This window comes from Streptomyces sp. NBC_00448 (assembly GCF_036014115.1).
Lineage (GTDB): Bacteria > Actinomycetota > Actinomycetes > Streptomycetales > Streptomycetaceae > Actinacidiphila.
In genome coordinates this window covers 4,857,529-4,878,418 of record NZ_CP107913.1, presented here as the reverse complement: position 1 = coordinate 4,878,418, position 20,890 = coordinate 4,857,529, and the positions used below count along the sequence as shown (strand labels likewise).

16 protein-coding genes, 2 tRNA genes and 1 pseudogene are annotated in these 20,890 nt (G+C 74.0%); 11 read left to right on the top strand and 8 right to left on the bottom strand.

The features are described from left to right. Positions 1-11 precede the first annotated feature (11 nt). On the top strand, positions 12-359 hold the full coding sequence (locus OG370_RS20755) for an SCO0607 family lipoprotein (RefSeq protein WP_328466428.1): 348 nt from the start codon (positions 12-14) through the stop codon (positions 357-359). Here OG370_RS20755 and OG370_RS20750 read toward each other — a convergent pair. Further along, complete coding sequence (locus tag OG370_RS20750) at positions 349-1,746, bottom strand: SMI1/KNR4 family protein (RefSeq protein WP_328466426.1); 1,398 nt, start codon at positions 1,744-1,746, stop codon at positions 349-351. The genes OG370_RS20755 and OG370_RS20750 overlap by 11 nt on opposite strands. A gap of 122 nt (positions 1,747-1,868) precedes the next feature. Here OG370_RS20750 and OG370_RS20745 point away from each other — a divergent pair, with 122 nt between their 5' ends. From OG370_RS20745 to OG370_RS20720, 6 genes are all read left to right on the top strand, one after another. Further along, positions 1,869-2,450, top strand: a complete 582-nt coding sequence (locus OG370_RS20745; RefSeq protein ID WP_328466424.1) for an SMI1/KNR4 family protein — start codon at positions 1,869-1,871, stop codon at positions 2,448-2,450. A 119-nt stretch (positions 2,451-2,569) separates the two neighbouring features. Next, positions 2,570-3,274, top strand: a complete 705-nt coding sequence (locus OG370_RS20740; RefSeq protein ID WP_328474275.1) for a histidine phosphatase family protein — start codon at positions 2,570-2,572, stop codon at positions 3,272-3,274. Positions 3,275-3,504: 230 nt separating this feature from the next. Continuing rightward, positions 3,505-3,810, top strand: coding sequence for a hypothetical protein (locus tag OG370_RS20735; protein ID WP_328466422.1), 306 nt, complete (start codon positions 3,505-3,507; stop codon positions 3,808-3,810). A gap of 812 nt (positions 3,811-4,622) precedes the next feature. Next, on the top strand, positions 4,623-5,453 hold the full coding sequence (locus tag OG370_RS20730; RefSeq protein ID WP_328466420.1) for a glycoside hydrolase domain-containing protein: 831 nt from the start codon (positions 4,623-4,625) through the stop codon (positions 5,451-5,453). Positions 5,454-5,679: 226 nt separating this feature from the next. After that, complete coding sequence (locus tag OG370_RS20725) at positions 5,680-6,201, top strand: SigE family RNA polymerase sigma factor (protein ID WP_328466419.1); 522 nt, start codon at positions 5,680-5,682, stop codon at positions 6,199-6,201. Positions 6,202-6,306: 105 nt separating this feature from the next. Next, the gene (locus tag OG370_RS20720) at positions 6,307-7,956 is read left to right on the top strand and encodes a long-chain fatty acid--CoA ligase (protein ID WP_328466418.1); all 1,650 of its coding nucleotides are present in this window, start codon (positions 6,307-6,309) and stop codon (positions 7,954-7,956) included. Between the two features lie 148 nt (positions 7,957-8,104). On the opposite strand, the gene metG is transcribed toward OG370_RS20720, so the two are convergent. The 3 genes from metG to OG370_RS20705 form a co-directional block, all read right to left on the bottom strand. Continuing rightward, entirely contained in the window at positions 8,105-9,679 is a 1,575-nt protein-coding gene (gene metG, locus OG370_RS20715; protein WP_328466417.1) for a methionine--tRNA ligase, read from the bottom strand. Positions 9,680-9,972: 293 nt separating this feature from the next. Beyond that, positions 9,973-13,941 carry a PAS domain-containing protein gene (locus OG370_RS20710; RefSeq protein WP_328466416.1) on the bottom strand — a complete coding sequence of 1,323 codons (3,969 nt, stop codon included), beginning with the start codon at positions 13,939-13,941 and terminating at the stop codon, positions 9,973-9,975. A gap of 362 nt (positions 13,942-14,303) precedes the next feature. Continuing rightward, a complete protein-coding gene (locus OG370_RS20705; protein ID WP_328466415.1) occupies positions 14,304-14,951 on the bottom strand; it encodes an SSI family serine proteinase inhibitor in 648 nt (215 codons plus the stop codon). 192 nt (positions 14,952-15,143) lie between these two features. Between OG370_RS20705 and OG370_RS20700 the strand changes: the two genes are divergently transcribed. From OG370_RS20700 to OG370_RS20690, 3 genes are all read left to right on the top strand, one after another. After that, a tRNA-Ser gene (locus OG370_RS20700) sits at positions 15,144-15,237 on the top strand. A gap of 267 nt (positions 15,238-15,504) precedes the next feature. Then, positions 15,505-15,577, top strand: a tRNA-Arg gene (locus tag OG370_RS20695). 485 nt (positions 15,578-16,062) lie between these two features. Beyond that, entirely contained in the window at positions 16,063-17,046 is a 984-nt protein-coding gene (locus OG370_RS20690) for an SCO2400 family protein (RefSeq protein WP_328466413.1), read from the top strand. Positions 17,047-17,305: 259 nt separating this feature from the next. Here the strand turns inward: OG370_RS20690 and OG370_RS20685 are convergent. Both OG370_RS20685 and OG370_RS20680 read right to left on the bottom strand, forming a co-directional pair. Then, positions 17,306-17,488, bottom strand: a pseudogene (locus OG370_RS20685) (DNA glycosylase AlkZ-like family protein); the annotation flags it as partial. 24 nt (positions 17,489-17,512) lie between these two features. Then, on the bottom strand, positions 17,513-17,935 hold the full coding sequence (locus OG370_RS20680; protein WP_328466411.1) for a VOC family protein: 423 nt from the start codon (positions 17,933-17,935) through the stop codon (positions 17,513-17,515). A 165-nt stretch (positions 17,936-18,100) separates the two neighbouring features. Between OG370_RS20680 and OG370_RS20675 the strand changes: the two genes are divergently transcribed. Further along, positions 18,101-19,108, top strand: coding sequence for a helix-turn-helix transcriptional regulator (locus OG370_RS20675; RefSeq protein WP_328466409.1), 1,008 nt, complete (start codon positions 18,101-18,103; stop codon positions 19,106-19,108). A gap of 31 nt (positions 19,109-19,139) precedes the next feature. Here the strand turns inward: OG370_RS20675 and hemC are convergent, their stop codons facing one another. Together hemC and OG370_RS20665 are read right to left on the bottom strand one after the other, a co-directional pair. Continuing rightward, a complete protein-coding gene (gene hemC, locus OG370_RS20670; RefSeq protein ID WP_328466407.1) occupies positions 19,140-20,111 on the bottom strand; it encodes a hydroxymethylbilane synthase in 972 nt (323 codons plus the stop codon). A 25-nt stretch (positions 20,112-20,136) separates the two neighbouring features. Further along, on the bottom strand, positions 20,137-20,769 hold the full coding sequence (locus OG370_RS20665; protein ID WP_328466405.1) for a hypothetical protein: 633 nt from the start codon (positions 20,767-20,769) through the stop codon (positions 20,137-20,139). Positions 20,770-20,890: the final 121 nt, after the last annotated feature.

Below are 20,890 nucleotides of genomic sequence, written 5' to 3'. Positions count from 1 at the left end.
GGGAGCGGATGATGACGAAGGACAGCCGGGGCCGGAACCGAAGCGGTGCCGTCAGGGCAGCGGGGCGGCACGGGATACGGGCGTCGATGGTCGGGGCGGTGCTGGTGGGCGCCGCGGTCGTGGCGACGAGTACGGCGTGTGGCGTGGACCTGCGGGATCGCGAGTGCACGTCGAACGAGTATCCGGTCCAGGCGGTCGGGCCGGAGGGCGGCGGCCAGTGCGTCACCAAGGGCAAGGAGCCGCCGGCGGGCACCGTCCGCTACCCGAAGGGGCAGGAGCCGAAGCGCGTCGGTGACAAGTGGGACCTGTACTGGCAGGACCACGGACTCGACGCGAACGGCAAGCTGATCAAGAAGTGACGCCGGGGTCCGCGCCGCGGGGGGTGGCGAGGATCGCACGGCCGCGGTCCGGGGTGATCAGCTGGGCCAGGACGGGGTCGGCGAGCAGGGATATCGGGGCGATGTGGTCCTCGCTCAGTGGGCGCCACAGGGCCAGTGCCGCCCGGAGTTCGGGCCATGCCTCCTCGCACAGGGCCTCGCGGGCCGCTCGGACCCGGGCGGGGCTGGACAGCGGGCCCGGTTCGGGGGTCGGGCCGCCGTGTGTCGCGTAGAGGGTGACGACGATCGGGCCCCTGTCCATCGGCTCCTCGTCGGGGGTGCGGAAGGCGGGGTGTGCGGCGAGGCGGTCGGCGACGGCGTGCACCGCGGCGTCGAACTCGGCCCCGCCGAAGGTGAGTCGGAAGCCCGGCTCGGCGGCTCGGGCTTCGTGGTCGCGGATGAGCGCGCGCACCGGTTCTGACGCCTGTTCCTTGAGGCGTGGCAGGGGCCGCAGGTCGTGCGGGTGGGCGAGCTGGTCGTGCCGGACCAGCAACGGCAGCAACTCCGTGGCGAACAGCGGTCCGAGCAGGAGGTCGTCGCCGCCGGGGACGTGCCACAGCAGGTTCGCGATGACGCCGCGCCAGTCGCCGAGCAGCGCCGTCATCTGCGCGCTCAGCACATCGGCGCGCTCGCTGCCGTACTCGTGCGCCTTGGCGAACAGGGCGAGCGGCTCGTCCACCGCGCCGGCCAGCGCCTGACGACGGGCCTGTTCGACCTGCGCGTCCCAGTGGTCGCGCGTGGCGCCGGGCGGCTTGCGCAGGGCGTGGAAGGACACCCACTGCCGACGCATGAGGTCGTGGAACGAGTCGTACCGCTCAGGACCCATGCCGGACCAGGACGCGAGCCAGTACGCCGCCCACTCGCCGTCCGCGTCCACGTCGTCCGGGTCGAGCAGCATGACGGCGGCGTCACCGTCGAGGGACAGCCGCAGCGAACGCGCGAGGACCTTCGCCTCCGCGATCTCGAACGGCTCCTCCTCGTCTTCCTCCTCCTCGTCCTCGTCCTCATCGTCGTCCTCATCGTCCTCGGCGCTGTCCGCCGCGAGGTCCTCGTACACCTCGATCCAGGTGCGGTCGTCGGTGTCCCGCAGCCACGCCAGCTCCTCGGTGCCCGCCAGCCGGTAGATGAAGTCGCCCGCGTCGCGCCACCCGTTGGTGACGAGCAGGAACTCCCGCAGCGAGGGCGGCAGCCGGCGCCCCAGCCGGGCCTCGGCGGACGCCACCTCGGCCTCGCCCGCCGGCGCGAAGCCGAGCCAGGTGTCCCGGACGACCTCCTCCGCGAGCGGCAGGTGCTGCTCCGGGTCGTGCGCCGCGACCCACTCCGCGCTCCACTGCTCCAGGAATGGCCGCCACTGCGTACGCTCGCCCATCGCCCCCACCGTTCCTCGCCCGTTGTCGTCTGATGCCACCTCACCACAGGGGTACGACAACGGGCGTGGCCGGTCGGTGCGGACGGGCCGCGTTGTCGTAGGTGCGTGCTACGCATGGGGTCATGGACGTGGAGAACGCATCGCGGGAGGAATTGGACGCGCTTCGGGCGGCGTTCGGCGTCGACGACGGGGGAGCGTCGGCGCTCGGGTGGGAAGGGGTGCGGGCGTTCGAGGCGGAGTGCGGGGTGGTGCTGCCGGAGCCGTACCGGACGTTCGTCGCCGAGGTGGCGGACGGCTCGCCGCTCGGGCCACCGGAGTTCGGGCTGGTGAGCCTCGGCGGTGCGGGCGGCGACGACGGGCGGAGCGGGCAGAAGGGCCGGAACGGGCGGCGGGAAAGGGAGTTGGGGCGGCCGTTTCCGCTGACGGACGCGTGGGTGTGGGAGGACGATCCGCGGCCCGTGGCGGAGATCGACCCCGTCCTTGAGCGCGTGTTCGACGACGGTTCCGTCGTGCTGGGGACGGACGGGTGCGGCATGTACTGGCACCTGGTGGTCTCGGGGCCGCAGCGGGGACACGTGTGGCTGATCACCGGTGAGGGCGCGGTGCCCTTCGGCGCGGAGTTCGGACACACCGGCGGGGACGCGGGTTTCGCGGGGTGGGTACGGCACTGGGCCACGGACAGGCCCTGGTTCGACGAGGGTTGAGGGGGCGGGCGGGCCCTGTCCGGGCGGTGGATCGCGCCCGGACAGGGCCTAGGTTTGGGGGTGCACGCGGCCACGCGCGGTGCCGCGGTGGAGGAGGAGCCCCGGTGGTGGACGGATCGATGCCGTACGGCTGCGAGTTGGCGCGGCTGACGGTGGTGCGGCACGGGGAGAGCGCGGCGAACGAGCTGTTCGCGCGTGCCGTGGAGACCGGGGACGCGGACCTGCGGGTGGCGGAGCCCACCGACGCGCAGGTGCCGCTGTCGGCGACCGGGGTGCGGCAGGCGGAGGCGCTCGGGCGGTGGCTGGCCGGGCTGGGAGCGCGGGAGCGGCCGCAGTCGGTGATCTGCTCGCCCTATGCGCGGGCGGTGCGGACGTGGGAGGTGATGGCGTCGGTCGCGGACGCGGCGGGGGCGTCGTACGGGCCAGCGCTCGTGGACGAGCGGCTGCGGGACCGGGAGATGGGCGTGCTGGAACTGATGACGCCGCCGGCGGTGCGCGCGTACGCCCCCGCGGAGGCGGATCGGCGCGAGCGGGTGGGCGAGTGGTTCTACCGGCCGCCGGGCGGCGAGTCGTTGGCGGATGTGACGTTGCGGGTCAGGGACTTCCTGACGGAGTTGGGTCCCGCGGCGGCCGGACGCCGGGTGCTGCTCGTGGCGCACGACGCGGTGGTGCCGGCGGTCGGCCGCGTGCTCGCGGGGATCGGCGGGGCGCGGGCCGCGACGATGCCGGCGCAGGTGCCGAACGCGTCGCTGAGCTGGTGGGTGCGCGACGGGGTGGGGATGCGACCGGTGGTGATCGGCGGGACGCCGCATCTCGGCGGCTGATCCCGGCGCGGGGGGTGCGAGCCCGTACCGAGTGCGTCAAGTGCTCCTGAAAAGGGCGGAAGACGGGTTTATCGACAGATCGTCACGCGTGCGAGGGAAACGGATCATGGTGGGGCATTACGGGCGACCGGGTGGGCAAGTCTGCTGATGGCGACGCCGAACAAGCCGGCGGAGCGGTCGGCCGGCCGCTCCCCGAACCTCAGAGAGTATGTCCCCTGGGAGGGAACACCATGGCAAGCATCCGTACCGTCCGTGTCCTGGCCGCCGTCGCGGCACTGCCCCTTGCGGGAGTGCTGTTCGCCGGCACCGCCACGGCCGACAACGGTTCAATTGCGGGTGGCCACTCGAACGCGACGGTGGTGAGCAACTCCGGTGGCAACGTGGGTGGCGGCAACTTCGGGAACGTGACGACGACTCAGCAGGCCGCCACCGGAGCCGGCGCCTCGAACGTGAACAACACGGCCAACGTGGCGGGTTCGGCCTTCACGTCCGTCGACCAGAACACGGTGGGCATCCACTTCTCGCCGCTGTGGTGAGCCGCGGGCCGGGCGCGCCTGTCGCACCGGTCCGCTGAGGAGGGGCCTGGTCACACGGGACGCGCGGCGGCGCGAGAGTGTCGTCGCGCGTCCCGGACCCTCGGGGAGGGCGACGACGAGGGCGGGGTGGGGCCATGGGCACGGCGGACGTGGGGAGCGGTGGACGGTCACGGTGCGCGGGACGGGCACGGCGCGGAGGGGTGAGGAGGAGGGTGGCGAGTGGGGTGAGCTGACGCGAGGTGATGGGGTGGACCGGTGAAGTGACGTACGGCGGGCGCGGAATCGGGGTCGGCGGTGAGGTGGCGCTGTGCCGGGTCGGGCGGTGGGCGATGAGAGGGGGATCGCCCACGTGGTGGCCTGCTGGTGCGCGGCGGGGGATGCCGGCTCGGGAGGGGCCGCGGGGAGGGCTCGTGGCGGCGTGGCCGAGGGCGGTGCGGCGCTCGCGGTCGAGTGGAGGGGCGGATGGGGTGGAGGGGGCGATGCTCGGGTGGGGGTGCGAGGGGCGACAACTTGTCCACAGCCTGTGGACAAATATCTGCCGGTGCCGGTTCTCCGGGCCACCGTCGGGTCACTGCCGGGCCCGGGCCCGCTGGTCCGCGCCGATCCGACTCCCGTGGCCGCCGGGCGCCCCACCCTGATCGCCCCACTCCGGCCGGCGCCGACCCGCGCCGACCCGCCTCGCACCGCACGGCCCCGCATCGCCCCCCGCCCTACCCCCGTACAGGGGCGGCGCGGGCGGACGGGTGGGCGGCTTTCGTGGCCTCCCGGCGTGTCTGCGCGGTGCGGCGGCGTGATCATCGTTGACTCAACCAATGACCGAAACCAGTGCTTTTATCCGTTATTTCCTTGCGGGTGCCCTCGCGCTGACCGGGCTGCTGCTCCCGGCGGTGCCCGCGGACGCCGCCATCCCGTCCGACGCCCAGCGCAACTTCAGCGGGCAGGCGTTCGACACCTGCCAGGCCCCCGACCTCGCCACCATGAACGCGTGGATCGCCCACTCCGACTACCGGGCGGCGGGGATCTACTTCGGCGGCCGGGCCAGGGCCTGCAAGTCGCAGACCCATCTGACCCCGGACTGGGTCCGGCAGACCACCAAGGCCGGATGGAGCCTGCTGCCGATCTACGTCGGCTCGCAGAGCCCGTGCGTGACGGGCTCCAACAAGAACCCTTACCGGATCGACACCGAGCAGCCCACGTCCCAGGGCGCGAGCGAGGCCGCCGACGCGGTGCAGCAGGCGGACGCCCTCGGGCTGGAGCCGGGCAGCGCGCTCTACCTCGACATGGAGGCGTACGACATCGGGAACGCTTCGTGCGCGACGGCGACGTTGAAGTACATCCAGGCATGGGACAAGGGCGTGGCGGCGGCCGGATACGTCTCCGGGTTCTACAGCAGCGCCGACTCGGGCATCAAGCACATGGCGAAGTCGCGGCTGGCGGGCGTGTCCGACCTGCCGCAGGTGCTCTGGTACGCCCGCTGGGGGGTGACCCCGACGCTGACCGACGAGCCGTCGCTCGGGTCCGACGCGTGGACCCCGCACGCGCGTATCCACCAGTACCACGGCGCCGTCTCCGAGTCGCACGGCGGGAAGAAGCTGAGCATCGACCGCGACCTGGTGGACGCCCCGGTCGCCATCGTCGGCTGAGCCGTAGCGAACCGCCACCCGCGTGCCGGCCGGGCGTACAAGCCCGACGTGCGGCCCCGCGTCCCGGCCCGACCCCTACTCCCGCGAGCCGATCCCCTGCGGGACGGCCACCCCCGGCTCCACCCCCGGGGGGTGGGGACAGCCCCCGGCCTACGACCTGAGGGTGATTCCGTGTCGGCACCTGCGGCCGATCCGCCGACCGTGCCCCGGCTCCTACCTTTGAACCATGACCACGCCAGTGTGCACCAGCGCCAATACGACGCAGTTCACGGCCTACGTCCGGAGCAAGGGCCCGACGCTGCTGCGCACCGCGCGCTCCTTGACCCCCAACCCCTCCGACGCGGAAGACCTGCTGCAGACGGCCCTGACCAAGACCTACCTCGCCTGGGACCGGATCGACGACCACCGCGCGGTCGACGGCTACGTCCGCCGTACCCTGGTCAACACCCGCACGTCGCAGTGGCGCAAGCGCCGGGTGGACGAGTTCAGCACCGACGAACTGCCGGAGCCGGCCACCATCGGGCCCGACCTCATCGAGCAGCAGGCCCAGCGCGACGCGCTGCTGCGGGCGATAGCGCGGCTCCCGCCGCGGCAGCGCGCCATGGTGGTGCTGCGCTACTACGAGGACATGAGCGAGGTGCAGACCGCGGAGGCGCTCGGCGTCTCGGTCGGCACCGTCAAGAGCGCGGTCTCCCGCGCCCTCGGCAAGCTCCGGGACGACGCCGAGCTGGAGCTGTCCGTCGCCTGACCGCACCCGGCGACGGACCGGCGGAATCCCCGCGGGGTAGTGACATACCCCGCGGTATGGACGCAGAATCGCGGGCACACCCCTCGTAGTCGCCCGGAGGCCCGCGTGCTCAGCACTATGCAGGACGTTCCGCTGACCGTCACCCGCATCCTCGTGCACGGCACGCTGGTGCACGGCCGGTCCACGATCACCACCTGGACCGGCGGGGACCAGCCGCAGCGCCGCACGTTCCGGGAGACCGGCGTCCGTGCCGTCCAGCTCGCAGGCGCCCTGCGCGACGAACTCGGCGTCGGCCGCGGCGACCGGGTCGCGACCCTCATGTGGAACAACGCCGAGCACATGGAGGCGTACCTCGCGATCCCCGCCATGGGTGCGGTGCTGCACACCCTCAACCTGCGGCTGCCCGCCGGCCAGCTGAGCTGGATCGTCAACCACGCCGCCGACCGGGTGATCCTCGTCAACGGCACCCTGCTTCCGCTGCTCGCCCCGCTGCTGCCGGCCCTGGAGAGCGTCGAGCACCTGGTCGTCGTCGGCCCCGGCGACCGGTCACCGCTGGACGGCGTCCGCCCGGCCGTGCACGACTACGAGGAACTGCTCGCCGGCCGCCCGGCCAGGTACGACTGGCCGGAGCTGGACGAACGCGAGGCCGCGGCCATGTGCTACACCTCCGGGACCACCGGCGACCCCAAGGGCGTGGTCTTCTCCCATCGCTCGGTCTACCTGCACTCCCTCCAGGTCATCTCCGCCGAGTCGATGGGCCTGACCAACCGCGACACCTCGCTGCCGGTCGTGCCGATGTTCCACGTCAACGCCTGGGGCCTGCCGCACGCCGCCTTCATGTCCGGGATCAACCTGCTGATGCCGGACCGCTTCCTCCAGCCCGGCCCGCTCGCCGAGATGATCGAGAGCGAGCGCCCCACCCACGCCGCCGCCGTCCCGACCATCTGGCAGGGCCTGCTCGGCGAGCTGACCGCCAAGCCGCGCGACGTCGGTTCGCTCAAGCAGGTCACCATCGGCGGCTCGGCCTGCCCGCCCGCGCTGATGAAGGCGTTCGACGAGCAGCTGGGGGTGCGGCTGGTCCAGGCGTGGGGCATGACCGAGACGTCCCCGCTGGGCACCATCGCCCACCCGCCGGGCGACCTCACCCCGGAGGAGGAGTGGGAGTACCGCATCACGCAGGGCCGCTTCCCCGCCTCCGTCGAGGCGCGGCTGATCGGCCCGGACGGCTCGCAGATGCCGTGGGACGGGCAGTCCGCGGGCGAGCTGGAGGTGCGCGGCCCGTGGATCGCCGCCGCGTACTACGGCGGCGCCGGCGAGGAACCGCTGCGGCCGGAGGACAAGTTCAGCCCGGACGGCTGGCTGCGCACCGGCGACGTCGGGGTGATCTCCGACGACGGCTTCCTCACCCTCACCGACCGCGCGAAGGACGTCATCAAGTCCGGCGGCGAGTGGATCTCCTCGGTCGACCTGGAGAACCACCTCATGGCGCACCCCGACATCGCCGAGGCGGCCGTGGTCGCCGTCCCCGACGAACGCTGGGGCGAGCGCCCGCTCGCCACCGTCGTGCTGCGCGAGGGCGCCACCGCCGACTACACCGAGCTGCGCGACTTCCTCGCCGAACGGATCGCCCACTGGCAGGTGCCCGAGCGCTGGGCGATCGTGCCGACCGTACCGAAGACGAGCGTCGGCAAGTTCGACAAGAAGGTGATCCGGAAGTCCTACGCGGACGGCGAGTTGGACGTCACCCGCCTCTAGCGCCGGCCGCGACGAGCGGGACCGTACCGGCCGAACGGTACGGTCCCCGCGCCGCGGTTACGGTGCCGCGCCGATCAATTGCGGTGCCGCGCCGCGATGACGGTCGGGCCCGTCGCCACGGTCCCGCGCCGTCGTCACGCACCCGCGCTCACCCCTTCGCCTCCGCCCCGATCCGCGGGAACAGCGGGCGGGCCGGGGGCAGCACCCCGTCAACCGGGGTGACCTGCGCGGCGATCCGGGCCGCCGCCCCCGGCAGGAACGGCTCGACCGCCACCGCCAGGGCCACGCACCCGCGGTGCAGCGCGGCCAGGACCGCGTCGAGCCGTGCGCCCGCCGCCGGGTCACCGCCGCGCTCGGCCTTCGCCGACTCCCAGGGACGGGTGGCCTCCACCGCGCGGTTCGCCTCCTCCACGATCGACCGGACCGCCGCGCCGGCCCGACGGAAGTCGAACGCCTCCAGCGCCGCGTCGATCCGCCCGGGCGCCGCCTCGCATGCGGCCGCCACCTCCTCCGTGCCGGCGGGCTGTTCGGCCGACTCCGGCACCCGGCCGCCGCGGTAGGAGTGCACCATGGTGACGATCCGGTTCACCACGTTGCCCAGACCGCCCGCGAGGTCGGCGTCCGCGCGGGCCACCAGACGTTCCCGGGTGTAGTCCGCGTCCCCGATCCGGGGCACGTCGAGCAGCAGCCACCAGCGCACCGCGTCGGTGCCGACCTCCGCCGCCAGTTCCGCCGGGTCCACCGCGGTCCCCACCGACTTGCTGATCTTGCGGCCGTCGACGGTCAGATAGTCGTGCACCAGGACGTCCGTCGGCAGCGGCAGCCCGGCCGACAGCAGCATCGCGGGCCAGTACACGGCGTGGAAGCGCAGCACGCCCTTCCCCACGAGGTGCACCCGCCGCCCGTCGCCCGAGCCCGTACCTGTTTCCGCCCCCGCGGCCGTACCCCCGGCCGCCTCCACGCCCCACCACCGTTCGAAGTCCGGTGCCCCGCTGCCGTATCCGAGGCTCGTGACGTAGTTGCCGAGGGCGTCCCACCAGACGTAGACGACCTGGTCGGGGTCGCCGGGCACCGGGATGCCCCAGCCGCGGGCGCGGCGCTGCGAGCGGGAGACGGAGAAGTCGTGCAGCCCGGAGTCGATCAGGGCCAGCACCTCGTTGCGGCGCGCGGCGGGCTCGATCCGCAGGGTGCCGTCGGTGATCAGCGCGCGCAGCCGGTCGCCGTAGCGGGACAGCCGGAAGAACCAGTTCTCCTCGGCCACGAGGTGCGGCCTGGTCAGGTGCTCGGGGCACAGGCCGTCCGCGGTGAGCTCGTCCGGTGTGTAGAACTGCTCGCAGCCGACGCAGTACAGCCCTTCGTAGTGCTTGCGGTACAGGTCGCCGGTCGCGGCGACCCGCTCCCACAGCCGCTCGACGCCGACCCGGTGCCGGGGGTCGCTGCTGGTGCGGATGAAGTCGTCGAAGGAGAGCGCGAGGGGCTCGCGCAGATCGGCGAACGCGGTCGCGTTGCGGTCCACCAGCTCCTGTACGGGGACGCCCTCGGCCTCGGCGGCGAGCACGTTTTTCAGCGAGTTGTCGTCGGTGCCGGTCAGGAAGCGGACGTCCCGGCCGGCCTGGCGGGCCCGCCTGGCCAGCACGTCGGCCTGCACCAGTTCCAGCGCGAAGCCGAGGTGCGGACGGGAGTTGACGTAAGGGATCGTGGTCGTGACGTAGAAGCGCGACATCGGAACCTCCTGCGATCAGGGCGGCGGGGCTCCGACCCGCGACACGCGAACGAGGCCCCGACTCGGGGCCTCGGATGCGTCACACGTTCGCGTCAGCGGCCCCTGCGGGGCATCATCGCGAAGGCGTGTGCGGTCATGGGCCGACCCTAGCAAAGCGCCTGGAGCGGTCCGAACGGTTTACCGCCCCCGGGTATTCCGCACCCGCGCTCGCCTGGTGCCGAGGGTCCGGTGCCCCGCCGCCCGCCGCCCTGGCGCCTTCCGTCCGAGACGGCCCGCCGTCCGCGCTCGCTCCGCTACGTGCCGATCTTCCCCAGCAGGTCCACGATCCTGGACTGCACATCCGTGCTGGTCGACCGCTCCGCGAGGAACAGCACGGTCTCGCCGGACGCCAGCCGCGGCAGCTCGGCCGGGTCGATGTCCGCGGAGGTGTAGACGACCAGCGGCGTGCTGTTGAGCCGGGAGTTGCCGCGCAGCCAGTCCACGATGCCCTGGCGGCGCCGCCGGATCAGCATGAGGTCCATCACCACCAGGTTCGGGTGGATCTGGGCGGCCTTGGTCATCGCGTCGGCCTCGGAGTCGGCGTGGGTGACCTGCATTCCGCGCCGCTCCAGCGTGGCCGAGAACGCCATCGCGATCGGGTCGTGGCCCTCCACCAGCAGCACCCGCGGCGGGTGCTGCTCGCTGTCGCGCGGCGCGAGCGCCTTCAGCAGCACCGCCGGGTCGGCGCCGTACGCGGCCTCGCGGGTCGCCTGGCCGAGACCGGCCGTCACCAGCACCGGGACCTCGGCGGCGGCCGCGGCCTGGCGCAGCGCCTGCAGCGCGGTCCGGGTGATCGGCCCGGTCAGCGGGTCCACGAACAGCGCGGCGGGCGGCTCGGCGACCTGCGCGTCGACCTCTTCGCGGGATCGTACGATCACCGGACGGTAGCCCCGGTCGGTGAGCGCCTGCCGGGTCGAGACGTCGGGCTCGGGCCACACCAGCAAGCGGCGCGGCTCGTCCAGCGGCTCCTCGTGGCGGTCGTCGGCGGCCTCTCCGACGGGCACGTCGGTGACGTCCACCGCGCCGTTCGGCCCGTCCAGCAGCTCCGGTCCCTCGGCCGCGCCCGCCGCGGGCGCCCCGATCGCGTACGACCGGCCCGGCGGCTGCGGTTGCTGCTCCTCCAGCGGCGGCACGGGCCGCAGCAGCGCGGTGTCGCGCTCCCCGCCGGCCTGGCCGCGGCCGCGCGGGTCCGGCTTGCGCACCGGGAGCTGGCCGCTGTCGGGGTCGGCCTGCGGGTGCTGGCGGGCCTGGTGCTCGCCGCCCGGGCCGGGCTGCTGGTTCGGCAGCAACGGCTGCGGGCCGGGCGGCGGTTGGAGCTCCTGCGGTCCTTGCGGGTTCTGCGGCTGGGGTGCGGCGAGCCTGCGCCGGCGCCCGGAACCGCCCGCCGCGACCTGCGCGGGAAGTCCCTGCGGGTGCTGCGCCTGTACGGCCTGGGTGGGCGTCTGCTCGCGCGGGTCGGCGCCGAACGGCACACCCTGGCCGAGAGTACGCACGCTTATGGCCCGGCTGTGGGCCTGCTGCGACGGGTCCTGCTGCGGGCCGCCGCGGCTGCCGGGCGTGCCGTCGTGGGCACCTTGCGGGTCCTGGTGCGCGGCGCCCTGACCACCGGCCTGCGGCCAGGAAGTGGGTCCGGGGCCGGCCGCGGGGTGGCCGGGGTGGTCGTTCGGCGCGGACGGCGGTGCGGGCGCGGGCCGTTCGGGGTCGGGCCAGGTCCGGGGGGCCGGCTGCTGCGGGGGCGCCGCCGGTTCGGGGGCGGGCGCGGGGCGCGGCTCGGCCCGCGCGGCGGGGTCGGTGCCGGGCGCGTCCGGACCCGGCTGCGGCCAGCTCTGGGCCGGCGGCCGCGGGTGACCGTTGTCCGGCGGGTCCTCCCGGTAGGGCATCCCGGGTACGGGCGGCTGCTGCGGCGCGGCTTCGAGGGCGCGGCGACCGCGGCGGCCGGTACCGGGGGCCGGGTCCTGGCCGCCCTGCGGGTTCGCCGGGTTCAGCTGGTTCGGCGGGCTGAGCTGGTTGCCCGGGTTCGGGGCGCCGTCGCGGCCCGCGCCGCCGTCGGCCGGGGGCAGCGCGTTCGGGATGCGCGGCGCCGGAAGCTGCCGCAGCTCGCCGCCGCCCTCGGGGGACTGCTCCTCCACGGCCGGACGTCCCCTGCGGGCCCGGCGCCCGGTCGGCCGTACGCCCTCCGCCGGGTCGGCGCCCTCGGGTCCACCCGGTCCGCCCGGACCACCTGGCCCGATCTGCGGAATCTGCGGCGACGGTGACTGCGACTGAGGCTGCGGTGACCGCGCGCCGGCCTCCGGCTGCGGCCCGGCCGGGGCCTGCGGCTGGTCCTGCTGCCCGGCCTGCGGTTGCTCCTGCCCCTGCGGGTGTTCCGGACGGCCGACGGGCCGCCGCAGCGCACGCCGGCGCCCGGTCGGGGCCTCGGTCTGGTCGGCGGCCGGCGGGATCGACCACGGCGCCAGGACCGTACCGGTGTCGTCGCCGGGGTGGGGCGGCTGCGGGCCCGGCTCGGACCGCTCCCCCCGCTCCGCGTCCGTCCCGCCGCCGGGTGCCGCGTGCGAACGGCGGGCAGCACGCCCGCCGGGCACCGGACCGTCGGGCCCCGCACCCGTCGCCGCGGCCGTACCCGCGCCCGCGCGCGCCGCGTCGCCGTTCCCGCCGGAGTGCGCGCCCCCGCGCGAGGACGCGCCCGTACCCCTGCCGCCGCTCGTGCCGCCGGCGGTTCCGGAACCGCCTTCCGCGGCTGCCGCCCGGGCGGCGCGCACCGTGTCCGGGTCGAGGCCGAGCGGCACTTCGAGGACGTACGCGCTGCCCTGGCCCGGCACCTCATGGGTCTGCAGCACCCCGCCGTGCCGTTCGATGACGCCGCGCGCCAGCGGCAGGTGCACCGGGTCGCCGCCGGCGCTCGGGCCGCGCACGTCGATGCGTACGACGTCGCCGCGCTGGGCCACCGCGACCACGATGGTGGAGTCCCCGGCGTACGCGATCGCGTTGCCCGCCGAGTCCACCCCCGCCACGTCGGCGACGAGGTGGGCGAGCGCCTGGGCCATCCGCCCAGGGTCCACCGACGCCTCGATCGGCGCCGCGTGCACGGCGAACTGGGCCCGGCCGGGCCCGATCAGCTCGACCGCGCCCTCGACGGCCGCGGCCACCACCTCGTCCAGGCCGATCACCGAGCGGTGCAGCTTGTCGTCGCCGCGGTCCAGCCGCTGGAAGTCCAGCACGTTGTCGATCAGGGTGGTGATCCGGGCGTATCCGGCGGAGAGGTGGTGCAGGATCTGGTTGGCCTCCGGCCACAGCTGCCCGGCCGGGTCGGCGGCGAGCCCGGTCAGCTCGGCGCGCAGTTCGGCCAGCGGTCCGCGCAGCGAGGTGTCCAGCAGCGCGCGGAGCTGCCCGGTGCGGGCGGCCAGCGCGTCGTACTGGGTCCGGTCGGTGAACGTCATGACCGCGCCGACCAGTTGGTCGCCGTCGCGGACCGGCGCCGTGGTCAGGTCCACCGGCACCGCCCTGCCGTCCTTGCGCCACAGCACCTGGCCGCGTACCCGGTGCTTGCGGCCCGAGCGCAGCGTGTCGGCGAGCGGGGTCTCCTCGTACGCCAGCGGTGAGCCGTCCGGGCGGGAGTGGTGCACCAGCGGGTGCAGCTCCTTGCCGCCGAGGTCGGTCGCCCGGTGGCCGAGGATCTGCGCGGCCGACGGGTTGACCAGCACGATCTTGCCCTCGGTGTCCACGCCGACCACGCCCTCGGCCGCGGCCCGCAGGATCATCTCGGTCTGCCGCTGCTGGCGGGCGAGTTCGGCCTCGGTGTCCACGGTGCCGGACAGGTCGCGCACCACCAGCATCAGCAGTTCGTCGCCGGTGTAGTGCGGCATGCCGTCGCCGAAGTCCGCGTACGCGGTGCGGCTGTCGTCCAGGTTCGCGCTCGTCACCTGGGCCGGGAACTCCGAGCCGTCGGTGCGGCGCGCCTGCATCCGGGTCGGCTTCGTCCGGGTGTCGTCGGCCGCCGCCTGCGGGCTGCGCATCGACCCGGGGATGCGCTTCGGGTCGAACGACGGCAGCAGGTCCAGCAGTCCGCGCCCGACCAGTGCCGTGCCCGGTGCCTCGAAGGTCTCCAGCGCTATCGCGTTCGCGTTGACCACCGTGCCGTTGGCGTTGACCAGCAGCAGCGCGTCCGGGAGGGCGTCCAGTATCGAGGCGAGGCGAGCAGCGCCTCTGGATGGCCTGCTGCTCACGAGACGCGTCCTCCCTGTTACCGCATGTGCTGTTACACGTGGCGCAGTCCCCGGTGTGGCGCGCAGTGTCGGGCGCGGCGTCCGGACGAACTCACCTGAGTCGTACGGCGCTGTCGGCTGACGTCACGGGCGGCCCATCTTGCCGCCGCCCACCGGGCCATGTCACTAGACCGAGTGTACGGGTCGGGGTTGCTCCTGTGGCGTTGGACGGTCATGTGCCGTCACGGGGTGGGGGGTTGGGGGTTGTGCGGTGAAGGTGTGGTGTACGTCACGAAAGCGGGAACGCGGGGGTTCCGTGCCTGGCCGGCGGGGTTCTACGGGTTCTTCGGGTTCCGCGGGTCGGGTTCCGCGTGATGTGCCGTTCAGCTTCGTACGGGGGCGGCGCCTTGGCGCGAGGCGTCGGCCACCGGGTTGGGCAGCGCCGGGACCATGCGGTTCCAGCGGGCCACCTCGCAGCCGTTCGTCCTGCGGTAGGACTCCCGCACCGCCTGCCCCTGCCAGACGCCGGCCACCCGGGCGGACTGCGGGCCGCCGTAGATCATCGAGCACATCTGGCCGGAAGGTACGGCGGGGACCGGGCCGCCGATCTCGGCGAGGTGGGCGCAGGCGGTCGTCGGGTCGGGGCCGGGTGCGGGCACCGGAGTGGGAGCGGGAGCGGGTTCGGGTGCCGGAGTGGGCGCCGGGGCGGGTTCGGGCGCCGGGGAGCAGCTCAGCCGGTAGCTGCGGGTGTGGCCCGCGCCGTCGTCGTACGCCACGTCCAGGCTCGAGCCGGGCTGTTCCGAGGTCCAGATGGCCGGCACCGAGTGGGGGGACACCGAGGCGGGCGGGCCCGGTGGCCGGTGCGACGGCCGGTGCGGCGGGTTCCCCGAGCCGTACGCGACGCCCGTCAGCGCCGCGGTCAGTACGGCCGCGCCGGTCAGTGCCGTGGCGCCCGGGCGGGCGAGGCGGGCCCATCGGGCGGGCCGAGCCGGTCGGGCGGGCCGGAGGGGGGCGAGCGGCGAAGAGTGCATGCCCTTCTCCTACCGCCGGCCCGCTCCTCCCCCCGGCCAACCACCCCTTCGTGGGCGCGTCCAGGGACCCGCCGACCGGCCAATCCCTTTGCCCTGCCCGGTCGCGGCCTTGTACCGTACTCTCGGATTGGTCGCAGCCCTCCCGGCTGTGCCATCATTTCCCCACGCGCCCGCTCACCCGGGCACGTACCAGGAGGCGTCGCCTAGTCCGGTCTATGGCGCCGCACTGCTAATGCGGTTTGGGCTTTACCGTCCATCGAGGGTTCAAATCCCTCCGCCTCCGCCACCTCTCCCGGAGCCCCGCCGTCCCACCACGGCCGGGGCTCCTTCCTTTTCCCGCACCTCCCCCCGGGCGCCCCGCCTCCCGTCCCCCCGGACGCCCCACCTCTCCCGCGCACCTTCTCCACACGTTCCCCCCACCACCCGCACCCCCCACGGCGCCGCGTTCCCCCAGCTCACCGCCCCTCTCCCTTATCGATTTCACCTCCCGCGCCCCCTCATGTAATGTTGTTCCCGCGACGCCGACCGGCCCCAAAAAGCCGCGAAGCCACCCGCACTCGTAGCTCAACGGATAGAGCATCTGACTACGGATCAGAAGGTTGCAGGTTCGAATCCTGCCGAGTGCACAGCAGGTCAGAGGCCCCGTGGATCACTCCACGGGGCCTCTGACGTTTGCCTTGATGGCAGGCTTTGACGGCAACCGCCTCACAAGGCGGGCGCGGGGTTCGATCGCCGGCGACACCGCTACCTGACCGCGGCACGGTGAGGCCGCCAGGCTGTCGGCCACTTCACGGGCGGGGCGCCCGAGTCCCCGACACGATTCCTCCCGCTGGTGCCATCCCGACCGGGCGAAGCCGAGCAGGCGCACGACCGCTGATCCCGGCGGACGGAGGGCGCCATCCCGTAGTGCCGGATCGAGCGGACGACCCGTTGCCACGCGGGGATCGCGACTGCGGGCGGGCCGAGCCGCCGACGCTTGTTTTCAAAAGCCACACAACTCCTCTGCGAGCTCTGACGTTTCAGCTGTTACGGTCGTGCGCCTGCCCTTCGCGCGCAGAACGTGGACATGCCGGCGGCCTTCGGCTGCGAAGTCAGCACAGGGAGACCGCGGATGGACTACTGCTACACGTGCCAACGGATACTCAACGGTGTGCTGGTGTGCCCGGGTTGCGGCGCCTACGCGACCGAGGCCGAGTCGACCGCCGCCATGGCCGGTGGACCGTACGACGGCGCGTACCCGACCGGTCACCTCCGCCGCACCGAGCCGAGCGGGTTCCAGCCCGCGGGGTATTCCGCGGCGCCGGCCCCTCTGCCGGAGTACGTGCCCGCCGGCTACGCCGACCCGGCCCCGTACACCTCCACCGGGTTCGGCCCGGCCGCGGCACCGGAGACCGAGGAGGAGCCGGCAGCGGAGTCCGTGCTCGGGCCCGCGTCGATCGCGCCGACGCTGCACCGAGGCCGCGCGGCCCGGCGCCGCCAGATGGCGCGGTGGAAGAAGAGCAGGCGCCGTGCGGGCGTTGCCACCGCCTTCGCGCTGTTCAGCGGCGGCGTGACCGTGGCGTCGATGCACGCCCACGGCAAGGGCGGCGCGACCACCGCCTCGTCCGACACGGTGGCGCCGGTGAACCTGCGGACCCAGACCTCGCAGGACGGCGGGCCGTCCTCGGTGTCCCCGCAGCAGGCGGGGACCCCCGCGCACCACAACACCGCTTCGCAGCAGCGGAACGCCGCCGGCACCCCGTCCCACCCGACCGCGCAGGCCACCCACACGGTGACCGACAACGCCGGCGCGGTGCGCATCTCGGACGGCTCCCCGACCGGGCAGACCTCCGCGCAGCACAGCCGGACCCCGCAGACGTCCGCCACCACGGCTCCGACGACCGGCGACTCCGGTACGGGCACGAGCGGTTCGACGGGCACGAGCGGTTCCACGGGCACGACGACCACGGGTGGAAGCACGGGCACGACCGGAGGCGGCACCACCGCCACGCCCCCACCGACCGGGTCCACCCCTTCCACCCCGCCGACCACCACCTCACCGACGACGCCGGCCCCCCAGCAGGGCCTGTGCATCCTGATCCTCTGCATCGGTTGAGCTGATCCGAGGGTTGCAGGTTCGCATCCTGCCGAGTGCACAGCAGGTCAGAGGCTCCGTGGATCACTCCACGGGGCCTCTGGCTCGTGCCTTGACGACAGTGTTCGACGGCGACCGCCCCTCAAGGCGGGCGCGGGGCCGATCAGACCGCTACGGGAACACCGGCCGTGCCGCCGCCATCGTCGAGCTTGCCGTCACTCCGTAGTGCGTCCCCGACGCGGTCGAATTCTGGGCGCGGAGTGCGGTCACACGCTCAGCCAATACGTTGCCGCAGCATCGCGTCGTGGCGGGCGCGCCAGGCGATCGCGTCGTCGGCGGTGACGAGGTGCACGGTGCGGCGCATGAGATGGGTGCGGACGACCTCGCGGCCGGTGAGCAGGTCGTCCAGGTCGGCGGGGGTGAACGCCCTGACGCGGGACCACAGTCCGACGAACGGCTCCTGCGTGGAGGGCGACGGGTGTGGCGGTCAGCCGGTGTAGGGCGCGGTGACGTCCAGGACCCAGGTCACGCCGAAGCGGTCGGTGAGCATGCCGTACAGCGGTGCCCACGGCGCGGGCTCCAGCGGGCGCAGTACGGTCGAGCCGTCGGCCAGGCGCTGCCACAGGGCGCTGACCTCGTCGGTGTCCTCACCGCGCACGGACACGAAGAACGGGTTGGCGCCCGGCTCGTACGGCATCGCCGAAGGCACGTCGTAGGCCATGACGTGGAATCCGTCGTCGGCAGACACCTCGCCCCACATCACCCAGTCCGCCTCGCTCTCGTCCTGGACGTTGCCGGCGTCCTTGTAGGTCACGGCGGCGGTGCGCCCGCCGAAGACGGACCGGTAGAAGTCCAGCGCTTCGCGGGCCGAGCCGCGGAAGTTCAGATGAGTGGTGGTGGTGACGGACATGGGCTGCTCCTCGCCTGGGTGGGTGCCGGGATGTGCGCACGGATAGGCGCACGGCCGGGGGTGACCGCGAAGCGGCGGCATGAGATGCCCTGCTCCGCGGTTCGGTACCCACCGTCGCACCGGTAGAGGACAGGTGGTGTCCGCTACTCCGGCCATCATGGAGACATGCAGACGACGTCCTCGCGCCTCCTCACCCTGCTCTCCCTGCTCCAGGCCCGCCGGGAGTGGAGTGGCGAGGACCTGGCCGAGCGGCTGGAGGTGACCGTGCGTACGGTGCGCCGCGACGTCGACCGGCTGCGTGCGCTGGGCTATCCGGTCGCCGCGGCCAAGGGACCCGCCGGCGGATACCGCCTGGAGCCCGGGGCGCACCTGCCGCCGTTGCTCTTCGACGACGAGCAGGTCATCGCGCTGGCGGTCGCCCTGCAGACCACCGCGCACCGCGCGCTCGCGGAGGACGCCGGCCGGGCGCTCGCGACGATCCGGCACGTGCTGCCCCCGCGCCTGCGGCAACGCGTCGACGCGCTCCACGTCACCGTGGCCGGGCCGCCTGGGCCGCCTGGGCCGGAGACCTCGGCGCCGGCCGAGGACCTGGAGGTGCTCACCGTTCTGAGCGCCGCGATCCAGCGCCGTGAGGAACTGCGTCTGGACTACGCCCCGCACCGCGACGCCGCACCGCAGCGGCGCCGGGTGCAGCCGCACCACCTCGTGGCCTGGCGCACCCGCTGGTACCTGCTGGCCTGGGACCTCGACCACGACGACTGGCGGACCTTCCGCACCGACCGCCTGACCCCCCGCGCGCCGACGGGCCCGCGCTTCGCCCCGCGCCAGGTGCCGGGCCACGACGTCTCCACGTTCGTCGCCGGCCGGTTCCGCGGATCGGACGGCACCGGCGCCGCCTGGCCCTGCCAGGGCGAGGTCGTCATCGACCTCCCCGCCACGAAGGTCGCCCCGTACGCCGACGACGGCACGGTCGAACCCCTCGGCCCCGCGCGGTGCCGGCTCGTCGCCGGGTCCTGGTCCTGGACCGCCCTCGCCGCCGGCCTGGGCCGCTTCGACGCGGACCTGCACGTCGTCGGACCGCCGGCCCTGCGGCGAGCCTGCGCCACGCTCGCCCGGCGCTACGCCGGCGCCGCGGCCCCGTACGCCGAAGGCCCTGCGGACCAGCACGCGTAAGGAACCCGACCCGGCCCCGGGTCAGCCCGGGTCAGTGGGGAATGGCGAGGATGATCTCGGCGCCGCCCTGCTGGAGGAGGTCCGCGGCGGCGCGGGCGCCGAGGGTGGCGGGGGTGTCCGTGGCGCCGGCGGTGAGGTGGGTGTGGACGGAGGTGGAGCCGTCGGCGGAGAAGACCATGCCGCGCAGGGTGAGCGCTCCGTCGGGTGCGGTGGTGCAGTGGCCGGCGATGGGGCTGTTGCAGTGGCCGCGCAGGTCGTGGAGCATGGCGCGTTCGGCGGTGATCTCGGCCGTCGTCCGCTCGTGGTCGAGGCGGGACAGCAGGCCGGCGGTGGGGCCGTCGTCGTGGCGGCACTCCAGGCCGAGGGCGCCCGAGCCGACGGCCGGCAGGATCTCCTGGACGGTGAAGACCTGGCGGCCGCGGTGGGTCAGCTCCAGCCGGGCCAGGCCGGAGGACGCGAGGATCATGGCGTCCGGTTGGCTGCCGGACTGTTTCCTGCCGTCGAGCGTGTCGATGCGGGTGCCGACGGCGCCTCGTACCCGGACGACCTCGAGGTCCGGGCGGAGCCGGTGGAGTTGGGCCTTGCGGCGTACGGCCGAGGTCGCCACGGTGGCGCCGGCCGGGAGGTCGTCGAGGGTCCGCAGCGCGGAGCCCTCGGGGAAGAGGAGGACGTCGCGGACGTCGTCGCGCGGGAGGTGGGCCGCGAAGACCAGGCCCTCGGGCAGCGGGGTGTCGCCGGGGACGTCCTTCACGCAGTGGACGGCCAGGTCGACCTCGCCGCGCTGGAGCATGACGTCGATCTGCTTGACGAACAGGCCCTTCCCGCCGAGCTTGGACAGGTCGCCGTGCCAGCGGTCCGCCTCGGTGGTGACAGGCACCAACTCGACCTGGAGACCCGGCTGTTCCTTGCGCAGGAGGTCGGTCACGAGGTTGGCCTGGGCCAGCGCCATCGGTGAACTACGGGTGCCGATCCGCAAGGTCCGGTCGGCCGGGAAGGTGTGCATGGGGCCAGTCCTCTCGTTCCGGCTCCTACGGTAGAGGGTCGGCCGGCCGCGCCGGGGCCGCCCCCGGGGACGGTACGTCGCCGAGATCGCCGAGATCGCCGAACCTGCGGACCTCCGGCGCCAGCACGGCCATCGCCGTGGCCAGCCGGACCGGATCGAGGTCGCTCAGGGTGGTGCCGCGCCCGAGCCGTACGACGCCCCGGAAGGCGGCGGCGTCGCCGGGGTCGGCCTGGGCGGCGAGGTAGGCGTCCAGCTCTTCCAGACCGGGAACCGGGGGAGGGGCGGGGACCGGACGGACGGCGCGTCGGTGCACCGTCAAGCTGCTGGTGCGGCCCCAGAAGTGGTCGTCGCCCGACCAGTCCACCGCCACGACGTCGGCCCAGGGCACGAACTCCGATGCGCGGAAGGGCAGGAGGCGGTGGAGCGTGATGCCCTGCCCGTCCACCCGGACGGCTTTGCGGCGACTGGAGCAGACCGCCGCGGTCCACAGCGCGAACGGGCTGAACACCAGCTCGATGTGGTCCAGGTCCGGGGGTTCCATGTGCGGGAGGAAGCCCACCCCGATCAGCAGGGCCGTGACCGCGAACCAGCTCGCTCCGGCACGTGTCCAGCCGTGCCGGACGACGTACGCCCCGGTGAAGCCCCCCATGGCCACCACGAGGGCACACCTCCGCGCAGCTCGCCGCTGTCGTGCCGGTCCCGGTGCCGCGATCGGGTTGGGGCGGGCGGCGGTCTCTGGGAGGGTGGGGGCGGCTGGTCGGCGGCTTTGGGGCGGGAGT

Excerpts from the sequence above, each read along its gene's own strand:
- OG370_RS20755 (WP_328466428.1), top strand. The coding sequence starts at position 12 with ATGACGAAGGACAGCCGGGGCCGGAACCGAAGCGGTGCCGTCAGGGCA.
- OG370_RS20750 (WP_328466426.1), bottom strand. The coding sequence starts at position 1,746 with ATGGGCGAGCGTACGCAGTGGCGGCCATTCCTGGAGCAGTGGAGCGCG.
- OG370_RS20745 (WP_328466424.1), top strand. The coding sequence starts at position 1,869 with ATGGACGTGGAGAACGCATCGCGGGAGGAATTGGACGCGCTTCGGGCG.
- OG370_RS20740 (WP_328474275.1), top strand. The coding sequence starts at position 2,570 with ATGCCGTACGGCTGCGAGTTGGCGCGGCTGACGGTGGTGCGGCACGGG.
- OG370_RS20735 (WP_328466422.1), top strand. The coding sequence starts at position 3,505 with ATGGCAAGCATCCGTACCGTCCGTGTCCTGGCCGCCGTCGCGGCACTG.
- OG370_RS20730 (WP_328466420.1), top strand. The coding sequence starts at position 4,623 with ATGACCGAAACCAGTGCTTTTATCCGTTATTTCCTTGCGGGTGCCCTC.
- OG370_RS20725 (WP_328466419.1), top strand. The coding sequence starts at position 5,680 with ATGACCACGCCAGTGTGCACCAGCGCCAATACGACGCAGTTCACGGCC.
- metG (WP_328466417.1), bottom strand. The coding sequence starts at position 9,679 with ATGTCGCGCTTCTACGTCACGACCACGATCCCTTACGTCAACTCCCGT.
- OG370_RS20705 (WP_328466415.1), bottom strand. The coding sequence starts at position 14,951 with ATGCACTCTTCGCCGCTCGCCCCCCTCCGGCCCGCCCGACCGGCTCGG.
- OG370_RS20690 (WP_328466413.1), top strand. The coding sequence starts at position 16,063 with ATGGACTACTGCTACACGTGCCAACGGATACTCAACGGTGTGCTGGTG.
- OG370_RS20680 (WP_328466411.1), bottom strand. The coding sequence starts at position 17,935 with ATGTCCGTCACCACCACCACTCATCTGAACTTCCGCGGCTCGGCCCGC.
- OG370_RS20675 (WP_328466409.1), top strand. The coding sequence starts at position 18,101 with ATGCAGACGACGTCCTCGCGCCTCCTCACCCTGCTCTCCCTGCTCCAG.
- hemC (WP_328466407.1), bottom strand. The coding sequence starts at position 20,111 with ATGCACACCTTCCCGGCCGACCGGACCTTGCGGATCGGCACCCGTAGT.